Origin of the sequence: Corynebacterium gerontici (genome assembly GCF_003813985.1) — a bacterium.
Taxonomy (GTDB): domain Bacteria; phylum Actinomycetota; class Actinomycetes; order Mycobacteriales; family Mycobacteriaceae; genus Corynebacterium; species Corynebacterium gerontici.
In genome coordinates, this window is sequence record NZ_CP033897.1 from 1,577,116 (window position 1) to 1,592,620 (window position 15,505).

14 protein-coding genes are annotated in these 15,505 nt (G+C 56.6%); 4 read left to right on the top strand and 10 right to left on the bottom strand.

Translation table 11 applies throughout. The annotated features are described in order from the left end of the window. Positions 1 to 42 precede the first annotated feature (42 nt). The 9 genes from CGERO_RS07355 to ctaC all read right to left on the bottom strand — a co-directional run bounded on the left by CGERO_RS07355 (position 43) and on the right by ctaC (position 10,077). Positions 43 to 1,173: a glycosyltransferase family 4 protein gene (locus CGERO_RS07355; protein ID WP_123934658.1), complete on the bottom strand. Its 1,131-nt coding sequence runs from the start codon at positions 1,171 to 1,173 to the stop codon at positions 43 to 45. A gap of 1 nt (position 1,174) precedes the next feature. Continuing rightward, on the bottom strand, positions 1,175 to 2,122 hold the full coding sequence (locus CGERO_RS07360; protein WP_123936043.1) for an NlpC/P60 family protein: 948 nt from the start codon (positions 2,120 to 2,122) through the stop codon (positions 1,175 to 1,177). A 228-nt stretch (positions 2,123 to 2,350) separates the two neighbouring features. Next, positions 2,351 to 2,965 (bottom strand): C40 family peptidase, encoded by a 615-nt coding sequence (locus CGERO_RS07365; RefSeq protein WP_123934660.1) that lies wholly within the window; start codon positions 2,963 to 2,965, stop codon positions 2,351 to 2,353. A gap of 671 nt (positions 2,966 to 3,636) precedes the next feature. Then, positions 3,637 to 5,259 carry a cytochrome bc1 complex cytochrome b subunit gene (qcrB, locus tag CGERO_RS07370; protein WP_123934662.1) on the bottom strand — a complete coding sequence of 541 codons (1,623 nt, stop codon included), beginning with the start codon at positions 5,257 to 5,259 and terminating at the stop codon, positions 3,637 to 3,639. After that, positions 5,256 to 6,473 carry a cytochrome bc1 complex Rieske iron-sulfur subunit gene (qcrA, locus tag CGERO_RS07375; protein ID WP_123934664.1) on the bottom strand — a complete coding sequence of 406 codons (1,218 nt, stop codon included), beginning with the start codon at positions 6,471 to 6,473 and terminating at the stop codon, positions 5,256 to 5,258. Before qcrA ends, qcrB begins: the two co-directional genes overlap by 4 nt. Then, complete coding sequence (gene qcrC, locus CGERO_RS07380; RefSeq protein WP_206423890.1) at positions 6,470 to 7,366, bottom strand: cytochrome bc1 complex diheme cytochrome c subunit; 897 nt, start codon at positions 7,364 to 7,366, stop codon at positions 6,470 to 6,472. The genes qcrA and qcrC overlap by 4 nt, the downstream gene beginning before the upstream one ends. A 74-nt stretch (positions 7,367 to 7,440) precedes the next feature. Beyond that, a complete protein-coding gene (gene ctaE, locus CGERO_RS07385; protein ID WP_123934666.1) occupies positions 7,441 to 8,058 on the bottom strand; it encodes an aa3-type cytochrome oxidase subunit III in 618 nt (205 codons plus the stop codon). Between the two features lie 466 nt (positions 8,059 to 8,524). Beyond that, positions 8,525 to 8,956, bottom strand: a complete 432-nt coding sequence (gene ctaF, locus CGERO_RS07390; protein WP_123934668.1) for an aa3-type cytochrome oxidase subunit IV — start codon at positions 8,954 to 8,956, stop codon at positions 8,525 to 8,527. A 17-nt stretch (positions 8,957 to 8,973) separates the two neighbouring features. Next, entirely contained in the window at positions 8,974 to 10,077 is a 1,104-nt protein-coding gene (gene ctaC, locus CGERO_RS07395; protein ID WP_123934670.1) for an aa3-type cytochrome oxidase subunit II, read from the bottom strand. Positions 10,078 to 10,651: 574 nt separating this feature from the next. On the opposite strand from ctaC, the gene asnB reads away from it, so the two are divergent. Beyond that, positions 10,652 to 12,574 (top strand): asparagine synthase (glutamine-hydrolyzing), encoded by a 1,923-nt coding sequence (gene asnB / locus CGERO_RS07400; protein WP_123934672.1) that lies wholly within the window; start codon positions 10,652 to 10,654, stop codon positions 12,572 to 12,574. A 76-nt stretch (positions 12,575 to 12,650) separates the two neighbouring features. Here the strand turns inward: asnB and CGERO_RS07405 are convergent, their stop codons facing one another. Next, positions 12,651 to 12,995, bottom strand: a complete 345-nt coding sequence (locus tag CGERO_RS07405) for a HesB/IscA family protein (protein ID WP_123934674.1) — start codon at positions 12,993 to 12,995, stop codon at positions 12,651 to 12,653. Between the two features lie 202 nt (positions 12,996 to 13,197). Between CGERO_RS07405 and CGERO_RS07410 the strand changes: the two genes are divergently transcribed. From CGERO_RS07410 to cobT, 3 genes are all read left to right on the top strand, one after another. Continuing rightward, a complete protein-coding gene (locus CGERO_RS07410) occupies positions 13,198 to 13,845 on the top strand; it encodes a DUF3043 domain-containing protein (protein ID WP_123934677.1) in 648 nt (215 codons plus the stop codon). Positions 13,846 to 13,852: 7 nt separating this feature from the next. Continuing rightward, the gene (locus tag CGERO_RS07415) at positions 13,853 to 14,377 is read left to right on the top strand and encodes a bifunctional adenosylcobinamide kinase/adenosylcobinamide-phosphate guanylyltransferase (RefSeq protein ID WP_123934679.1); all 525 of its coding nucleotides are present in this window, start codon (positions 13,853 to 13,855) and stop codon (positions 14,375 to 14,377) included. 62 nt (positions 14,378 to 14,439) lie between these two features. Further along, entirely contained in the window at positions 14,440 to 15,504 is a 1,065-nt protein-coding gene (cobT, locus tag CGERO_RS07420) for a nicotinate-nucleotide--dimethylbenzimidazole phosphoribosyltransferase (RefSeq protein WP_123934681.1), read from the top strand. Position 15,505 lies beyond the last annotated feature (1 nt).

Genomic DNA, 15,505 nt, shown 5'->3' on the forward strand with positions numbered 1-15,505 from the left:
CGCTTATGATAACCCCAGCATTATATCTTCGGGTGGCGTGCTTTACCCAAACCCCAGCACCGAGCGAAGTTTGGCTCCCATAATCTCCCACGTCCAGGCTTGCTCAACGTGGCGTCGTCCAGCCGCTCCACACGCTTTTCGACGTCCCCCGTCCGCCAACATCTTGCGCAACGCATTGGCAAGCTGTTCCAGATCTTTCCCTGATACAACCACACCAACGTCAGTTGGCACGGTTTCCGGGGCTCCGCCGGAGTCTCCGGCGACGACGGGCAGCCCGCTTGCCTGCGCTTCTAGGAACACGATGCCTAGTCCTTCAACGTCCAAACCGTAACCTCGAGTGCGGCACGGCATGGCAAAGACGTCGGCAGCTTGCAGCATCTTCTCCATCGTATGTTCAGAAACGCGACCGGGCATGCTCACGCTGCGCGCCACTGAGCCCATGGAGGCTCTCATGGCACGCAAGCGCGATTGATACGGGCCGCTGCCGACGATCACCAGGCGGGCGTTGGGAAATTCTTCTTTGACCTGAGGCCACACCTGCATCAGAGAGTCCTGCCCCTTACGCGCCACCAGGCGCGAGGTGCACAGCACCACCAGATCATTGCTCCATCCCAATTGGCTTCTCACACCCTGCTGATCGGCAGCAGGGTGGAACCTGTGAATGTCTACGCCGGATGGCAAGCGAACGTACTCGGGCCGGGCGCCTATGGCTCCTCGGATTCTTCCGAGCGTGTATTGGGAGATATAAGTGATCACGTCACAGTGATTGCCGATTCTGCGCAGCAGTTGCCGCGCGATCGGCAACATGGCCCAACCAACCTCGTGACCATGCGTCGAGGCGACAATCCGCGAAGCCCCCGCCCTGCGCGCAGCGGGAGCCAGCAGTGCAAGCGGAGCAGCAGCGCCGAACCACACCACGTCAATATGCTCACGCCGGATAATTTCCTGCATCCGTCGAGCCACTGGAACGGAAGGCAGCATCACGCGCCGCTGCCAGCGGTAGACCTTCATATCCAGGGAATCGTCGTAGACCTTTGCCTCATCTGCGTTTTGGGTAGAGGCAAATACCACGACATCTCGCGGTGGTAATTGCGCTAGGAAGTCCCTGAGGTAGGACTGAATCCCTCCGATAGTTGGAGGGAAATCGTTGGTGACCAGTAGAACCCGAGGCACGTTAGTATCGACGTGCCCCGTAGATCGGCATGGAGTCAACCGGTACTACCTGCACAGGAATTCCATAGTCGGAGGCGTGAACGAGCTTGCCATCACCAATGTAAATGCCTACATGCGTGGCTCCCGGGTAGTAACCAACGACGTCTCCCGGTTGAAGCTCTCCCCTGCTGACCGGCGTCCCACCGGCCATCTGTGCCTGCGATGTGCGTGGCAGTTGCTTTCCTTGCTGCTGGTAAGCCCACACCACCAGTCCAGAACAATCGAAAGCATCAGGACCGGCCGCACCCCATTCATACGGTGCGCCCAGCTTGCTCAGTGCTGCCTGCACTGCTTCAGACGCGACTGAAGAAAAGACCACCGGATCAACATCAACTGGACCGTTTTTCGCGATCCAACGGGCGCGCTGATCCGCTGAAAGACCATTCACCCGATCGAGCACCTCTTGAGTACGAGCCTCGAGCTCTTCTTGCTGCTTCTTCAGATCGGCCTGTTGGCGCTTCAGTTCGTTTTGCTCGAAGCTCACTTCAGCGATGGTTCGCTTCGCCTCGCTACGTTTCTCCGCAGCAACTTCGGTGACTGAATGCAAATCCTGGAGGGACTGCTTCGCATTCCGCGTCAACGTACCCATATAGGCGGCCCGGTCAATTGCGTATTGAGGCGAATCGGCACCCAGAGCGTTCGTGATTGGATCAATGGTGGCACCACGATACTTTGCTCCTGCAAGACGATTGACCTCAGAACGCAAACCTTGTTCCTGGGCTAAAGCTGCATTCGCCTCATCAGTGGCAACCTGCGCCTGCCTTTGCAAGTCATCCAGCTTTTGATTTCCGGCATCTAGCTCGTTTTGCAGTTGCTTGACTTCTTCATTCTTCGCGTTGGTGTCGTGCGAAATCTGATCCATCTGTGCAATCAGAGCATCAACTTCATCAGCGTGAACGGTCGGCGTCATACCGAGATACACCGTGCTCGCAGTTAAAAGGGTGAGCAGCTTGGTTGAGGTAGAAAGTCTCACAAATCTTCGCCTTAGTCATGGGTGGAATACCGAATACTAGAACACTATATCCCCTTGTACAGCGCACTTATATAACGAGGCCAAGCACTGTGAAAGGAGTGAATAGAGTACAGTAATGACAAAACCGTCCCCCACATCGTGGGGGACGGTTAAGGTTTTCGATCCTTAGAAGCGCACGGCGCTGTGGTAAGGCATGGAATCGATGGAGGATTCAGAAAGGGGGGTGCCCTCGTTCAGCGCGTGGATCACGGTGCCGTGCCCGGTATAGATGCCCACGTGGGAAGCGCCGGAGTAGAAAGCGATAATATCGCCGGGCTGGAGCTGGTCACGGGAAACCTGACGTCCGCCTGCAGCCTGATCGTAGGAAGTGCGCGGGATGCTCTTTCCTACCTGCTTGTACGCCCAAGAGGTCAGACCGGAGCAATCGAAAGCGTCCGGACCTGCAGCACCCCAGACGTAGGGAGCGCCGATCTTTGAACGAGCTGCATCCACGATCTTCTGCCCCTCGGAAGACAACGGGGAGGCAGGGGCTGCGGTTTGCAGGACACCCAGGCCAAAATCCTGACCCTGGCCAATGAAAGGCACCTGAGAGGTACCGCCGGAAACTGCGCCAACGTTGAGGAGATCAGCTCCTGGCACGTCAACGGACTGACCGGTGAGCGGTACATTTACCTCCAGGGCTTGGGCGGCGGGAGTCAGGGCGACAGCTGCGCCTACTACTGCAGCGGATGCTACAGCTGCGTTGCGGGCGGTCTGCTTGTTGCGACGGTGCTTAGCCACGTGTGATTCTCCAAATCATTTCTTTTGTCCAACGGGAAACCCGTTACGGCTTCAATTTCTCTTCACTTACTTTGAGACTTCGAAGACGTTTCAGTTCTTCGTTGTCCGCTCCACGCTTCAACTGAAGCCCTTCACGAAATGTCTCGATTAGGTTACGAAATTGCAACAAGACTTGTCTAGTCGAACCGCTGTAATCATTTCGTTATCAAGTCGTAATCCGCCGATACGCCCCTTGAGGAATCTTAGGAAAGGATAGCTGAAGCTTTGAACTTAAAATAGAGAAATACGAGCAATAGTCGGCTGACATGGGATTTCAGGAGTTTTACACCAGCCAGAACTGACGCATTGTTATAGCCGATCCATTTGCGATAGCGGCAGCAGAAATGCTATGTGAGCTTACTCACATCACGGATTTATAGAAGGAAATGGCGTTTGATTACTGCTGAAGCGACCCGTCAGCGCGGCCAGCAAGACGTTGTCTTGGGTGTTCATTGCAATGGACGGCTCACGAAACAGTGCGCTCGCCATCCGCGTTATGTGCAATTCGTTCCTGCCTCATGTCATCGCTAAACCGGCTGCGCAAGAGACTGCTCTGGTATTCATATATGAAAAAAGGAGACCAGCTGATGCTGGTCTCCTTTTTCGTTTCCGTATTCAAGGATTCGAAGAAGTTACTTCTCTGCTTCTTCGTCTCTTGCGCGGTTGAGGCGCTGGAGATTTTCGTACATCTCCACTTCTTCGTGATGGTTCGCGGCCTCGATCTCGGCAGCCTTACGACGGATATCCTCAGGATCCGGCGAGAAGTAGCTACCGCGACCTGGTGAGCCAGCAAAGCCTAGTTGGTTCATCTGCTTCGGAACAGCGGCGCCAGCGTACTCGAGCGGTACCGCATGTCCGTGTTCGTCCACTGGGCCGAGCGGCTGGTGAACCTCGATGAACGCACCGTTGGGCAGCATCTTGATAGAACCGGTCTCGATACCATGTTCCAGCACCTCGCGGTCCGAACGCTGAAGGCCAATGCAGATGCGGTAGGTAACGAAGTATGCCAGTGGTGGCAAGACGATCAGGCCGATGCGGCCAACCCAGGTCATCGCATTGAGCGATACGTGGAAGTGGTACGCGAACAAGTCGTTACCACCCGAGAGAGTGAGCAAGAAGTAGAACACGACTGCCATGACACCCAAAGAGGTGCGCACTGGCACGTCTCGAGGACGCTGCAAGAGGTTGTGGTGTGCATCATCACCAGTGATCTTCTTCTCGATGAAGGGGTAGGTCACCAGGAGAATTACCAGAACCAAGCAGAGCATCGCTACCCAGAATGCGCCGGGGATGGTGTGGTTGCCAATGTAGAGCTCCCATGCCGGCATAACACGAGCTGCACCGTCAGTCCACAACATGTAGATGTCAGGCTGGGAACCTGCGGAAACCTGTGATGGATTGTACGGCCCAAGATTCCAAATAGCGTTGATGGAGGTCAGGCCTGCCATGAGTGCGAGGACACCGGCAGTAAGCAGACCAAATGCCGCAGCCTTCAGCCCGAACAGTGGGAGGATGCGCACGCCAACAACGTTGTTCTCGGTACGTCCAGCACCCGGGAACTGAGTGTGCTTTTGGTACCAAACCAAAGCCAGGTGAGCCGCGATGAGTCCGAGGATGATGCCCGGAATCAGCAGCACGTGGGCGATGTAGAAGCGGTCAAGCATCAGATCGGAGGGGAAATCTCCACCGAAAATCAGCCAGTGCAGCCAGGTACCGATGATCGGCATGCCCACGATAATGGCGGACATGATGCGCAGACCCACTCCGGAGAGGAGGTCGTCAGGCAGGGAGTAACCCATGAACCCTTCAACCATGCCCAGGAGCAGCAACACTGCACCGATGATCCAGTTAGCCTCACGTGGGCGACGGAATGCTCCGGTGAAGAAGATACGGAGCATGTGCACGGTCATCGCGACCATGAACATCAGTGCAGCCCAGTGGTGCATCTGACGGATGAACAAGCCACCGCGTACCTCGAAGGAGATATTGAGCGCAGTCTCGTAAGCGCGGGACATTTCCACACCGTTGAGGGGCAGATAGTCGCCGTCATAGATGACCTTGGTGATCGAAGGATCGAAAAACAGGGTCAAGTAGACACCGGTGAGCAGCAGGATGATGAAGCTGTACAGAGCCACTTCACCAAGCATGAAGGACCAGTGCGTGGGGAAAACCTTGTTGATTTGGCGCCGGATACCGGCAGATGCCGTGTACCGGGAATCAATGTTGTTGCCGATGTCGGCTAGTTTGTTGCTCATGAACGACGCTCCCAGAATGCCGGGCCGACAGGCTCAATGAAGTTGCCTGCGGCGACGAGGTAACCCTCTTCGTCAACGGTGATCGGCAGCTGTGGCAAAGCACGAGCAGCGGGGCCGAATACCGGCTTGCCGTAGTGCAATGCGTCGAACTGCGACTGGTGGCAGGGGCACAGAATACGGTTGGTTTGTGCCTCGTAAAGCGAGGTGGGGCAACCGATGTGCGTGCAGATCTTTGAATATGCGTAGTAGTCGCCGTAGTGGAAGTTCTCCTGATTTTCGCGCTCAACAACGCGCTTAGCGTCCTGAGAACGAAGGCGAATTAGCATCACTGCGTTACGTGGGCCATGGATGGAGTGCATGTGCTCTTCGTAGACGTCGGCCTTGGCGTTGTATTTGTCGCCGTCGTTGACCAAATCTGCGGGGAGCGGGAACACGGTTTCCATAGCGGCAGCGGCAAGGTCCTCCGGGCGCATACGAACCAGGCGGGTCACGCCCTGGGTGGTGTAGTGCTCCCCTACGGAGTTCTTGTGCTTTTCGGCAATCACGCCGGTATCGCGACCGAGGTAGAGCTTCACACCCTCCTCGTGAAGGGTCCAGCCGGACGTCCACAGGGTTCCGTCGCCCTGAATACCGAGGTGACCCTTCTTCCATGGGTTCTTCACCATGCCGCCGAGCGGTGCGATGACAACGAGGCCAGCGAGCAAGCCGCCAACGCCAAGCATGGACTTGATTACCTTGCGGCGACCAAGGGTGGAAGTCTGCCAGGAATCATTCAACAACGCGACGATCGTGCGACGGTCCACTTCGTCCGAAGGGCCATCGTGGCGGCGCTGAACTGCGATCTCTTCGGGGATGATCTTCTTAACGTACAGCGTTGCACCAATGCCGAGGCCGAGGATCGCGAGGCCAGCAGTCAGACCCAAAAGTGGGGTGTAGAGGGTGTACGTCCACAGGCCCTCTTGACCCAGCGCCTTGTAGTGCCATGGCCAGAACAGGTAAACCGCGAGGAATGCAATGGCCGAAACGATGCCGATGCCCAGCCAGATGCCGACGGTTCGGGAAGCACGCTTCGAAGCGGGATCATTGTCGATCGGGAAGCGCTCTTTACGGAACGCAACGGTAACGCCGTCAAGCTCAGTACCCAGGCGAGCCAGGTCGTCGTTGCTCATTCCGTTGAGGTCTTTTTCCGTGTAGTTCTTGTCGTTATTGCTCATGAGCGCGATCCAATCCACAACGCAGCGGCCACTAGGACCACGATTCCGACGAGCCACATCATCATGCCCTCAGTCACGGGACCGAGGCCACCCAGGCTCCAACCACCGGGGTTGGGGGTTTCCTTGGAAGACTTGATGAACGCGATAATGTCCTTCTTCTCGTCAGCAGTGAGCTGGCGATCGGAGAACTTCGGCATGTTTTCCGGACCAGTCAGCATTGCCTGGTAGATCTCTTGCTCATTCGCAGGATCCAAAACTGGTGCGTACTTACCGGCAGAAAGCGCACCGCCACGACCGGTGAAGTTGTGGCAAGAAGCGCAGTTCAAGCGGAAAAGATCGGAGCCGCGAGCGACATCGGCAGGATCGATCTCTCCGTCATAGTTCTTACCGCGAAGGGACTCCATTGCAATGGATCCGTCTTGGTTATACACAATGCCGGGGCCGCCACCATTGGCGTCCACGTATGCAGCGAGGGCGAGGGTCTGAGCTTCGGTGTAACGGGCGGGCTTGCGAGGAACCTGAGCCTCGTTACGGGTCATTGGCATACGGCCGGAGTGCACTTGGAAGTACACAGCACCGGAGCCAACGCCAACGAGAGAAGGACCGCGGTCTTTCACCCCTTGAAGATTCGCACCGTGGCAGGTGATGCAAGCGGTGTCGTAGATGGTCTTACCCTCTTGAATAAGCGCTTGCTCATCCTTTTGAGCGGTAGCAACTTGGGCATCCGGGGTGGCCGCGTTCACAAGCAAACCAGCGCCGGTGAGACCGACTGAAAGTGCGAATGCACCTGCGAGGGTGCGACGCAGCTTGCGGCGGGACTTCACCTTCTTAGCCTTAGTTGCCGAGGCAGTCTGTTCAACCGCCTCGTAGTTGGTGGGATTGGTATCCATCATTTCCCTTTTTGTCTCGAATACGGAAAGTGGGGACGCATATTGGTTCCGTTAAGAACGGAATCTCAATCTGCTTCCTACTGGATGAAGTAGATCGTGATGAACAAGCCGATCCAGACGACGTCAACGAAGTGCCAGTAGTAGGACGTCACCATCGCGGCAGTTGCCTGCGCGGGGGTGAACTTTGCCTTACTAATACGAAGCAACACCACGACGAAGGCAAGAACACCGGCAAGCACGTGTGCCGCGTGGAAGCCCGTTGTGATGAAGAACGAAGAACCGTAGACGCTGCTTGGGATCGTCATACCGTGTTCTACCAAGTGGTAATACTCGTATGCCTGGCCAACCAAGAAGATGGCACCCAGCAGAATGGTCACCGCAAACCACTTGCGAAGACCGAAGACATCGCCCCGCTCGGCGGCGAAAACACCAAATTGTGCCGTGAATGAAGACGAAATCAGTACGACGGTGATAGCCAGAGCGTAAGGGACGTTGAGGTGATCTGCACCCTCCTTCCAAGATCCGTTGCCGATGCCATTTGCACGCGAGGTGAAGTACATCGCGAACAGACCGGCGAAGAACATCAATTCCTGAGACAGGAACACAATCGTGCCGACACTGACCATGTTGGGACGGTTCAGTGCCGCAACACGTTGTGGTGCTGCCATACCTTTGTTTCCAATTGCGGTCGTCACGTGTTCTAGTATGGCGCTTCGAAGCCGGTGAGTCACGTTGTTGCCCCCGACATCTGAGGCCCATTCCGGGGCCCGATTCTTACCCCCGCACTCCCCTCCCGGTAGAAAATTTTTTCCGGCAACTGTGGAACTTTTTTGACGACTTTTACGACGCGCCCTTTCCGCAGGTCATTACGGGGTTCATTCAGAATTCACTGTCAGGCAACCTCGATGAGGCTCCCAGGCAACTCAAATGCTTCGCAGGCTCAGCCCAGTCGCCACATAGTTCGTTGAGATTTAATTCACATCGAGCGATCTTCACATGACACCTATGACCAACTTTCGTATGCCCCTCCCAAATTCGGGGTCATTTTCGCACTTTTGACGGCGATACTGTGGCCTGATAGGAGGCAAAGCAAAAAGCACCCTGTCCGCATACCCACTTTTCAGGGGTAAGGGACAGGGTGCCAGTTTCAGACGTGAAAGTTTAGTGCTTTTCCTTCGGCAAACCGTATTGCAGGTTCAACATGGTGGTGGTGTAAATCAAGCACACAGCACCGAAAGCGATGAGCCAGTAGTGCATGAAGATGATGCCAAAGCCGAGCAGGGCGATGGAGCCACTCATTGCCAGCGGCCAGATCGAGTTGGGGCTGAAGAAACCCAGGGTGCCCGCACCGTCGGAGATCTCAGCCTCCTCCCAGTCTTCTGGCAACACGTCGATACGCTTTTCGGTGAAGTGAAGATATCCGCCGAGCATCAACGCGAGTGCCGAGGCGAGGAAGAGTGATACGCCACCCGCCCATTCGTAACCTACGAGGTTACCGGTGTCTTCGACGTGAATCGTCGCGAAGACATAGATGATGGAGACGATGAACATGAATACGGCAATGCCGTACATGATTTTGGAAGTAGCCTTCATTGTTCAATCCTCTCGTTCTAGCGTTCCGCGCTGTTGGGGTCTTGTGCGTTTACACCGTCTACGGTCGCACGGTCAGAGTTGAACGGCGAGGTGCTGGTTGCATACGGAGCTTCGCCGATGGAGGCCAGCGCTTCAGAGTTGGGAGCCTCGGGATTGTCAATGCGGTACTGAAGGTACTGCTTGAACTTCTCGGGAGACACAACGCGGATTTCGAAGTTCATCATGGCGTGGTAGGTGCCGCACATTTCTGCACAACGACCAACGAAGGCGCCTTCTTCTTCAATCTTTTCAATCTGGAAGCGTCGCTCTTGCTTGTTCTGCTCAGGGTGGTTATAGACGTCACGCTTGAACAAGAACTCAGGAACCCAGAAGGAGTGGGACACGTCATCTGAGGCCAAAGAAAACTCGATAGCAGTATCGGAAGGAAGCACCAATACGGGAACTTCGTTGGTAGTACCGATGGTCTCAATCTTGTCGAAGTTCAGGTAAGACTTGTCACCCAGTGAACGACCGTTGATGGGGTTGGGGTGCTTTCCTCCCTCGCCCTCTGCGTCGTACTTGGTCTCCTCCGCCTGCTGCTGGCGAGCCTCATCGACACCGTTATAGACCTGACCGTTTTCAGTCAACTCACCAGCCACCTCACGGTAGCCGAACTTCCAGTTCCACTGGTAAGCGGTGACGTCCACCTTCACCTTTGGATCCTTATCCAAAGCGGTGACCTTGTCTTGGGTCTGGACGGTGAAGAAGAACAGCACCATCACGATGACGATTGGGACAATGGTGAGCACAAGCTCCAGGGGAATGTTGTACTGGGTTTGGCGAGGGAACTCGTCCTTGCCGGCCTTCTTGGCACGTTTGGCGCTCCAGGCGAACATGCCGTAGATAAACAGGCCCCACATGATGAAGCCAATGATCCAAGCCGCAACCCACACCCAAGACCAGAAGTTGTACATCGCCGTTGCTTCAGGCGTAATTCCTTCTGGCCAGCCGAATGCGAGCGCCTTGCCGAGCACACCGCCCGGAGGGGTGACATCGCAACCTGCCAGGGCGAGGCCACCGAGGCCCAGAACACCGCCGAGCAGTGCCTTACGGCCAAAGCCACGCTGCTGCTGTTGATTCACGCGCGTCTGCCTTCCTTTTGCACTAGTCCTTTGGATGATGATTTAGCCCCGTCACCTCGTAACCGCAACGGACAACCCGCTGAAAATCACCCAGGAACGGCATGGCTAATTTCATCCACGTCTATGAAGGCAGGATAGCGCATTTGAGCGGTGGTTTTTGAATGCTGTTCCCAGCCACTTTGCAGCATGTACAGCCAATTTTCAGGTCACGACGATGGGTTCACCCCTGCACAGACGTATGATCCGACGGTTTGTTCCCCAACAGCCCCAAGGTGAACCACACACACATGTAGCCCATATCACAAAGCACCTCAGCCCATATCAACCTTATGGATACCCCACTATTGCTACTGACTACCGCACCTGACCCCAGACACACCCCCGGATGACACCGAAGCGAACTCGAACATGGGGCGTCGAAAAGCAACCAGAACAGCTTCCCAGTACTCAAATACAACGCCATCCATGGAGACAAGGTAAATTAGTGCTCTTGAACTACCCGCCACCGGCGCTCCTCTCGCTCGTTTGGCTGGGTCAACAGTTGCGATACGGATAGAAGGGAGACTCGCCAAGTATGTGCGGGCTTCTAGGAATGGTCACTAGCCACAGCGATGCGGCATCGTTTGTGGATGCTATTAATAAGGCACTGCCGTGCATGCGGCACCGCGGTCCCGATGAAGCGGGTGCCTGGCACGATGACACTGCGGTTTTTGGGTTCAACCGCCTTTCCATCATCGATCTGGAGCACTCCCATCAACCTCTCCGCTGGGGCCCCGAGGGGCAACCACATCGCTATGCGATGACCTTCAACGGTGAGATCTACAACTACATCGAGCTTCGCGAACAGCTCGAAGAAGCGGGCTACTCGTTTTATACCGAAGGGGATGGCGAGCCGATCATCGTTGGTTTCCACCACTGGGGCGCCGACGTTGTTCGGCACCTGCGCGGCATGTTTGGCATCGCCATTTGGGACACCTACGAGCGCACACTGTTCCTCGCGCGCGACCAATTCGGCATCAAGCCGCTCTACTACGCCACCACCGGTGCCGGCACGGTATTCGCCTCCGAGAAGAAATGCATCCTGGAAATGGCGCAATCAATCGGTCTAGGTCTCGAACTTGACCGCCGCGCTATCGAGCATTACGTGGATCTCCAATATGTGCCCGAACCGGAGAGCCTGCACGAGGAAATCCGCCGTCTGGAGTCCGGCTGCACCGCAACCGTCACCCCCGGTGGCGAGGTCAAACAAGAGCGTTACTTCCGTCCACAGTTCCCGGCGCAGCCCGTCCCGAAGGGCACCGAGCAGGAGTTGTTCGACCGCATTGCAAAGGCGCTGGAAGACAGCGTGGAAAAGCATATGCGCGCGGATGTGACCGTCGGATCCTTCCTTTCCGGCGGTATCGACTCCACCGCTATCGCCACCCTCGCCAAGCGCCACAACGACAACCTGCTCACTTTCACCACGGGTTTCGAGCGCGAAGGCTACTCGGAGGTGGATGTGGCCGCAGAGTCGGCTGCCGCCATCGGCGCCGAACATATCGTGAAGATCGTCAGCCCCGAGGAATATGCCGAGGCGATTCCGAAGATCATGTGGTACTTGGACGATCCAGTAGCTGATCCCTCGCTCGTGCCGCTGTACTTTGTCGCCCAAGAAGCCCGCAAGCACGTTAAGGTGGTGCTCTCCGGCGAGGGCGCAGATGAACTCTTCGGCGGTTACACCATATATAAGGAGCCTTTGTCGCTAGCGCCCTTTGAGAAGATCCCCGCTCCCCTGCGCCGTAGCCTGGGCAAACTGTCCAAGATGATGCCAGAGGGCGTGAAGGGCAAGTCCCTGCTGGATCGCGGTTCCATGACCATGGAAGAGCGCTACTATGGCAACGCACGTTCATTTAATTTTGAGCAGATGCAGCGCGTGATCCCCTGGGCCAAGCGCGAGTGGGATCACCGGGAAGTCACTGCCCCGATCTACGAGCAGTCCCGACACATGGACCCGGTAGCGCGCATGCAGCACCTGGATCTGTTCACGTGGATGCGTGGCGACATCTTGGTGAAGGCCGACAAGATCAATATGGCGCATTCCCTGGAGCTCCGCGTCCCATTCCTAGATAAAGAAGTGTTCCGCGTAGCCGAGGCGATTCCCTACGATCTAAAAATCTCCCACGGAACCACCAAGTACGCTTTGCGCAAGGCGATGGAGCAGATCGTTCCTCCGCACGTGCTGCACCGCAAGAAGCTCGGCTTCCCCGTACCTATGCGTAATTGGCTGGCAGGCGATGAGCTCTTCGGTTGGGCCCAGGATCAGATCAATGCATCAAACACTGAGGAGATCTTTGACAAAAAGGCCGTGCTCGAAATGCTCAAGGAGCACCGTGCCGGGGTGAGCGATCATTCCCGCAGGCTGTGGACGGTGCTGTCCTTCATGGTGTGGCACGGAATCTTTGTGGAACACCGCATCGATCCAGGCATCGAGGACCGCGACTACCCGGTGTACCTCTAAGCTTTTCGACGCCCCAACGCACATCACCCGCCGCCCCAAAGTAGGGGAAGCGGGTGTTTTTATTGCGCGACGCGGCTTAGTTGAAAGAGTCCCCACATGCGCAGGAGCTGCCGGCATTGGGGTTGTCGATAGTGAAGCCCTGCGACTCAATCGTGTCGGCGAAATCGATCTTGGCGCCGGTGAGGTAAGGAACGGACATCTTGTCCACTACGAGGCGCACGCCACCAACGACGTCCTCCTTGTCGCCGTCAAGTTCGCGGTCGTCGAAGTAAAGCTGGTAACGAAGTCCAGCGCAACCGCCTGGCTGAACAGCAATGCGCAAGGAAAGATCGTCGCGGCCTTCTTGATCCAGCAGAGCCTTCGCCTTGGAGGCCGCAGCCTCAGTGAGGATGACACCAGTGTTGGTGTTTGCAGTGGTCATGAGTGGAGGTTCTCCTCGTTACTGTTTGTTGCTGTGAAACGCCACCGAATTTTCAAACTTTCGAATGAAAGAACGGTTGATGGTTGTAGCCTACGCTACTTGTTTTCCAGCGCGCCATCTATTGCACGCTTACGGCGGACACAACGGTGTACGGCTGCAACCTATTCCCGAATTGCTTCAGCAACCTTGTACTCTATGAGGCGTGAAGCAATCTCAGGACAATAACGCTCAGCAGAACCTGCCCAAGGGGTATACCCCTAAGAAGGGCAAGCCCACGCCAAAGCGCAAGGAGGCAGAGCAGCACGGAGGCACATTCGAAGCTCGTTTTGCGCCACAGAAGTCTTGGGGAGAATCACGAAAAGAGCGCAAAGAGCTCAAAGCCAAGATGTCTTCCGAGGAGTGGAGGGCATATAAGGCGAAGCAGAAGGAAGAGCGCAAGCAGCGTACTCGCGAGGCTCAAGCTGCGATGGACCGCGGCGAGGAAAAGTATCTACTTGATCGCGATAAGGGGCCGGAGAAACGCTTTGTCCGTGACTTTGTCGATTCGCGGCGCTACACCTCCAACTTCGTGATGCCGGTTGCGCTCATCTTGTTGCTTGTGCTCTTCATCGGCCAGTGGGCACCGAAGTTCGCCAGCATCGTGTCCATGGCTGCGATGCTCATGATGCTCGCGTTCCTGGTTGAAGGCATCGTGCTTGGCCGCTCTGCTTCCAAGGCCACCCGTGAGAAGTTCCCCGACACCACTTTGCGCGGCTCCTCCATCGGTTTCTACGCATATTCGCGCGCGACGCAGCCTCGTCGCTGGCGCACCCCGAAGCCTCGCGTGGCTCTGGGCGAGAAAGTAAAGTAACTGCCCCATGCGCACACTCATTCTTGGGGGTGCCCGTTCAGGTAAATCAGGCGTCGCCGAATCTCTCGTCGGTGACGCCGATTGCGTTTATGTGGCAACGGCACGCCCCTTCGGCAAAGAATTCGATGCGGACTTCAAAGCGCGAATCGCATCGCACCGCCAACGCAGGCCTTCGCACTGGACAACCGAGGATCAACGTGACCTATGCGAATGTCTAGCCCAGCACAGCACCGGGATCTTGCTTGTCGACGATCTGGCGACCTGGCTCACCGCCCGCATCGACGCAGCTAATGCCTGGGACTCGCCCATGGCACTGCTGCCCTCGCTAGAACGAGAGCTTTGTGAAGCGCTCGCAGCAGCTTCTGCGGATGTCATTATGGTCAGCGCAGAAGTTGGCATGAGCGTGATTCCCGAGCACCCAAGCGCCAGGGCGTTTCGTGACGCGCTGGGGAGCTTGAATCAGATGGTGGCCGGACAAAGCGATCGTGTGCTGCTGGTGATCGCGGGCCAAACGCTAGAGTTGAAGGCATAGTTTTCAACCAGAGGATCCTCGATCTTCTCAACACGCAACTAGAGCCCAGTGAAAGAGTGGAGATGCACGTTTCAGACTTCTTCCCAAAAATCCAGCAACCGAGCGCGGAACATGAACGTGAGGCTCGCGAGTTCCAGCTCAACCTCACCAAACCGACAGGGTCACTGGCGCGTCTGGAGGACCTCGGCGTGTGGCTTTCTGCTTGCCAGGCACAAGTACCACCTGCAAAAATTCTGCGCCCCCGGCTCGTTGTTTTTGCCGGTGACCACGGCATTGCCACGAAGAATGTCTCCCCCTACCCCATCGAGGTATCGATTCAAATGGCGGAGAATATTCGCCGCGGTGGCGCGGGTGTGAATGTGATCGCGAATCAATCAGGCACGGGTGTGCGGGTGGCTGACATTTCCCTGAACCACGATGTCTTTGGCGATGAACGTGTATCCAAGTCCTGCGGTTCTATTGATCGCGAGGACGCCATGAGTGACGAACAGCTGGTGCGAGCCATTGAAATTGGTAAGCGCATCGCCGACGAGGAAGTCGATTCCGGCGCGGATCTGCTCATGGCTGGCGATCTGGGTATCGGTAACACGACCCCGTCGGCGGTGATCATTGGCCTGCTCACTCGCCAGGAACCGGTCGTGGTAACCGGCCGTGGCTCGGGCGTGGATGATGAAGGGTGGATGCGCAAGGTCGCCGCCGTCCGCGACGCGATGTTCCGCGCTCGCGACTTCCGTCACGCACCTCTGGATCTCGCGCGTAGCGTTACTTCCCCTGAACTGGTGGCGATGGCAGCCTTCTTGGCTCAAGCTGCAGTACGGCGCACCCCTGTGCTCTTGGATGGGGTCGTAGTAACCGCCGCAGCGCTGCTGGCGGAGCAATTTGCCCCCGGGGCACGCCACTGGATGCAGGCTGGGCACCAGTCTGCTGAGCCCGCCCACAAGTTCGCTCTCGAGTACTTGGAACTAGATCCGTTCGTGCGTCTGGGACTGCGTCTGGGTGAGGGATCCGGGGCTGCTGCTGCTGTCCCCTTTGTGCACATGGCCACCGCCATCATGAACGACATGGCAACCTTCGAGTCCGCTCAAGTATCCGGGCGCGACGCGGTTCCTCCAGAGCGCGGCATCTAGG

Bases quoted from the DNA above. Each gene is read 5' to 3' on its own strand.
- cobT (WP_123934681.1), top strand. From the start codon at position 14,440: ATGCACGTTTCAGACTTCTTCCCAAAAATCCAGCAACCGAGCGCGGAA.
- qcrC (WP_206423890.1), bottom strand. From the start codon at position 7,366: ATGATGGATACCAATCCCACCAACTACGAGGCGGTTGAACAGACTGCC.
- ctaF (WP_123934668.1), bottom strand. From the start codon at position 8,956: ATGAAGGCTACTTCCAAAATCATGTACGGCATTGCCGTATTCATGTTC.
- qcrA (WP_123934664.1), bottom strand. From the start codon at position 6,473: ATGAGCAATAACGACAAGAACTACACGGAAAAAGACCTCAACGGAATG.
- CGERO_RS07405 (WP_123934674.1), bottom strand. From the start codon at position 12,995: ATGACCACTGCAAACACCAACACTGGTGTCATCCTCACTGAGGCTGCG.
- CGERO_RS07415 (WP_123934679.1), top strand. From the start codon at position 13,853: ATGCGCACACTCATTCTTGGGGGTGCCCGTTCAGGTAAATCAGGCGTC.
- asnB (WP_123934672.1), top strand. From the start codon at position 10,652: ATGTGCGGGCTTCTAGGAATGGTCACTAGCCACAGCGATGCGGCATCG.
- qcrB (WP_123934662.1), bottom strand. From the start codon at position 5,259: ATGAGCAACAAACTAGCCGACATCGGCAACAACATTGATTCCCGGTAC.
- CGERO_RS07360 (WP_123936043.1), bottom strand. From the start codon at position 2,122: ATGACGCCGACCGTTCACGCTGATGAAGTTGATGCTCTGATTGCACAG.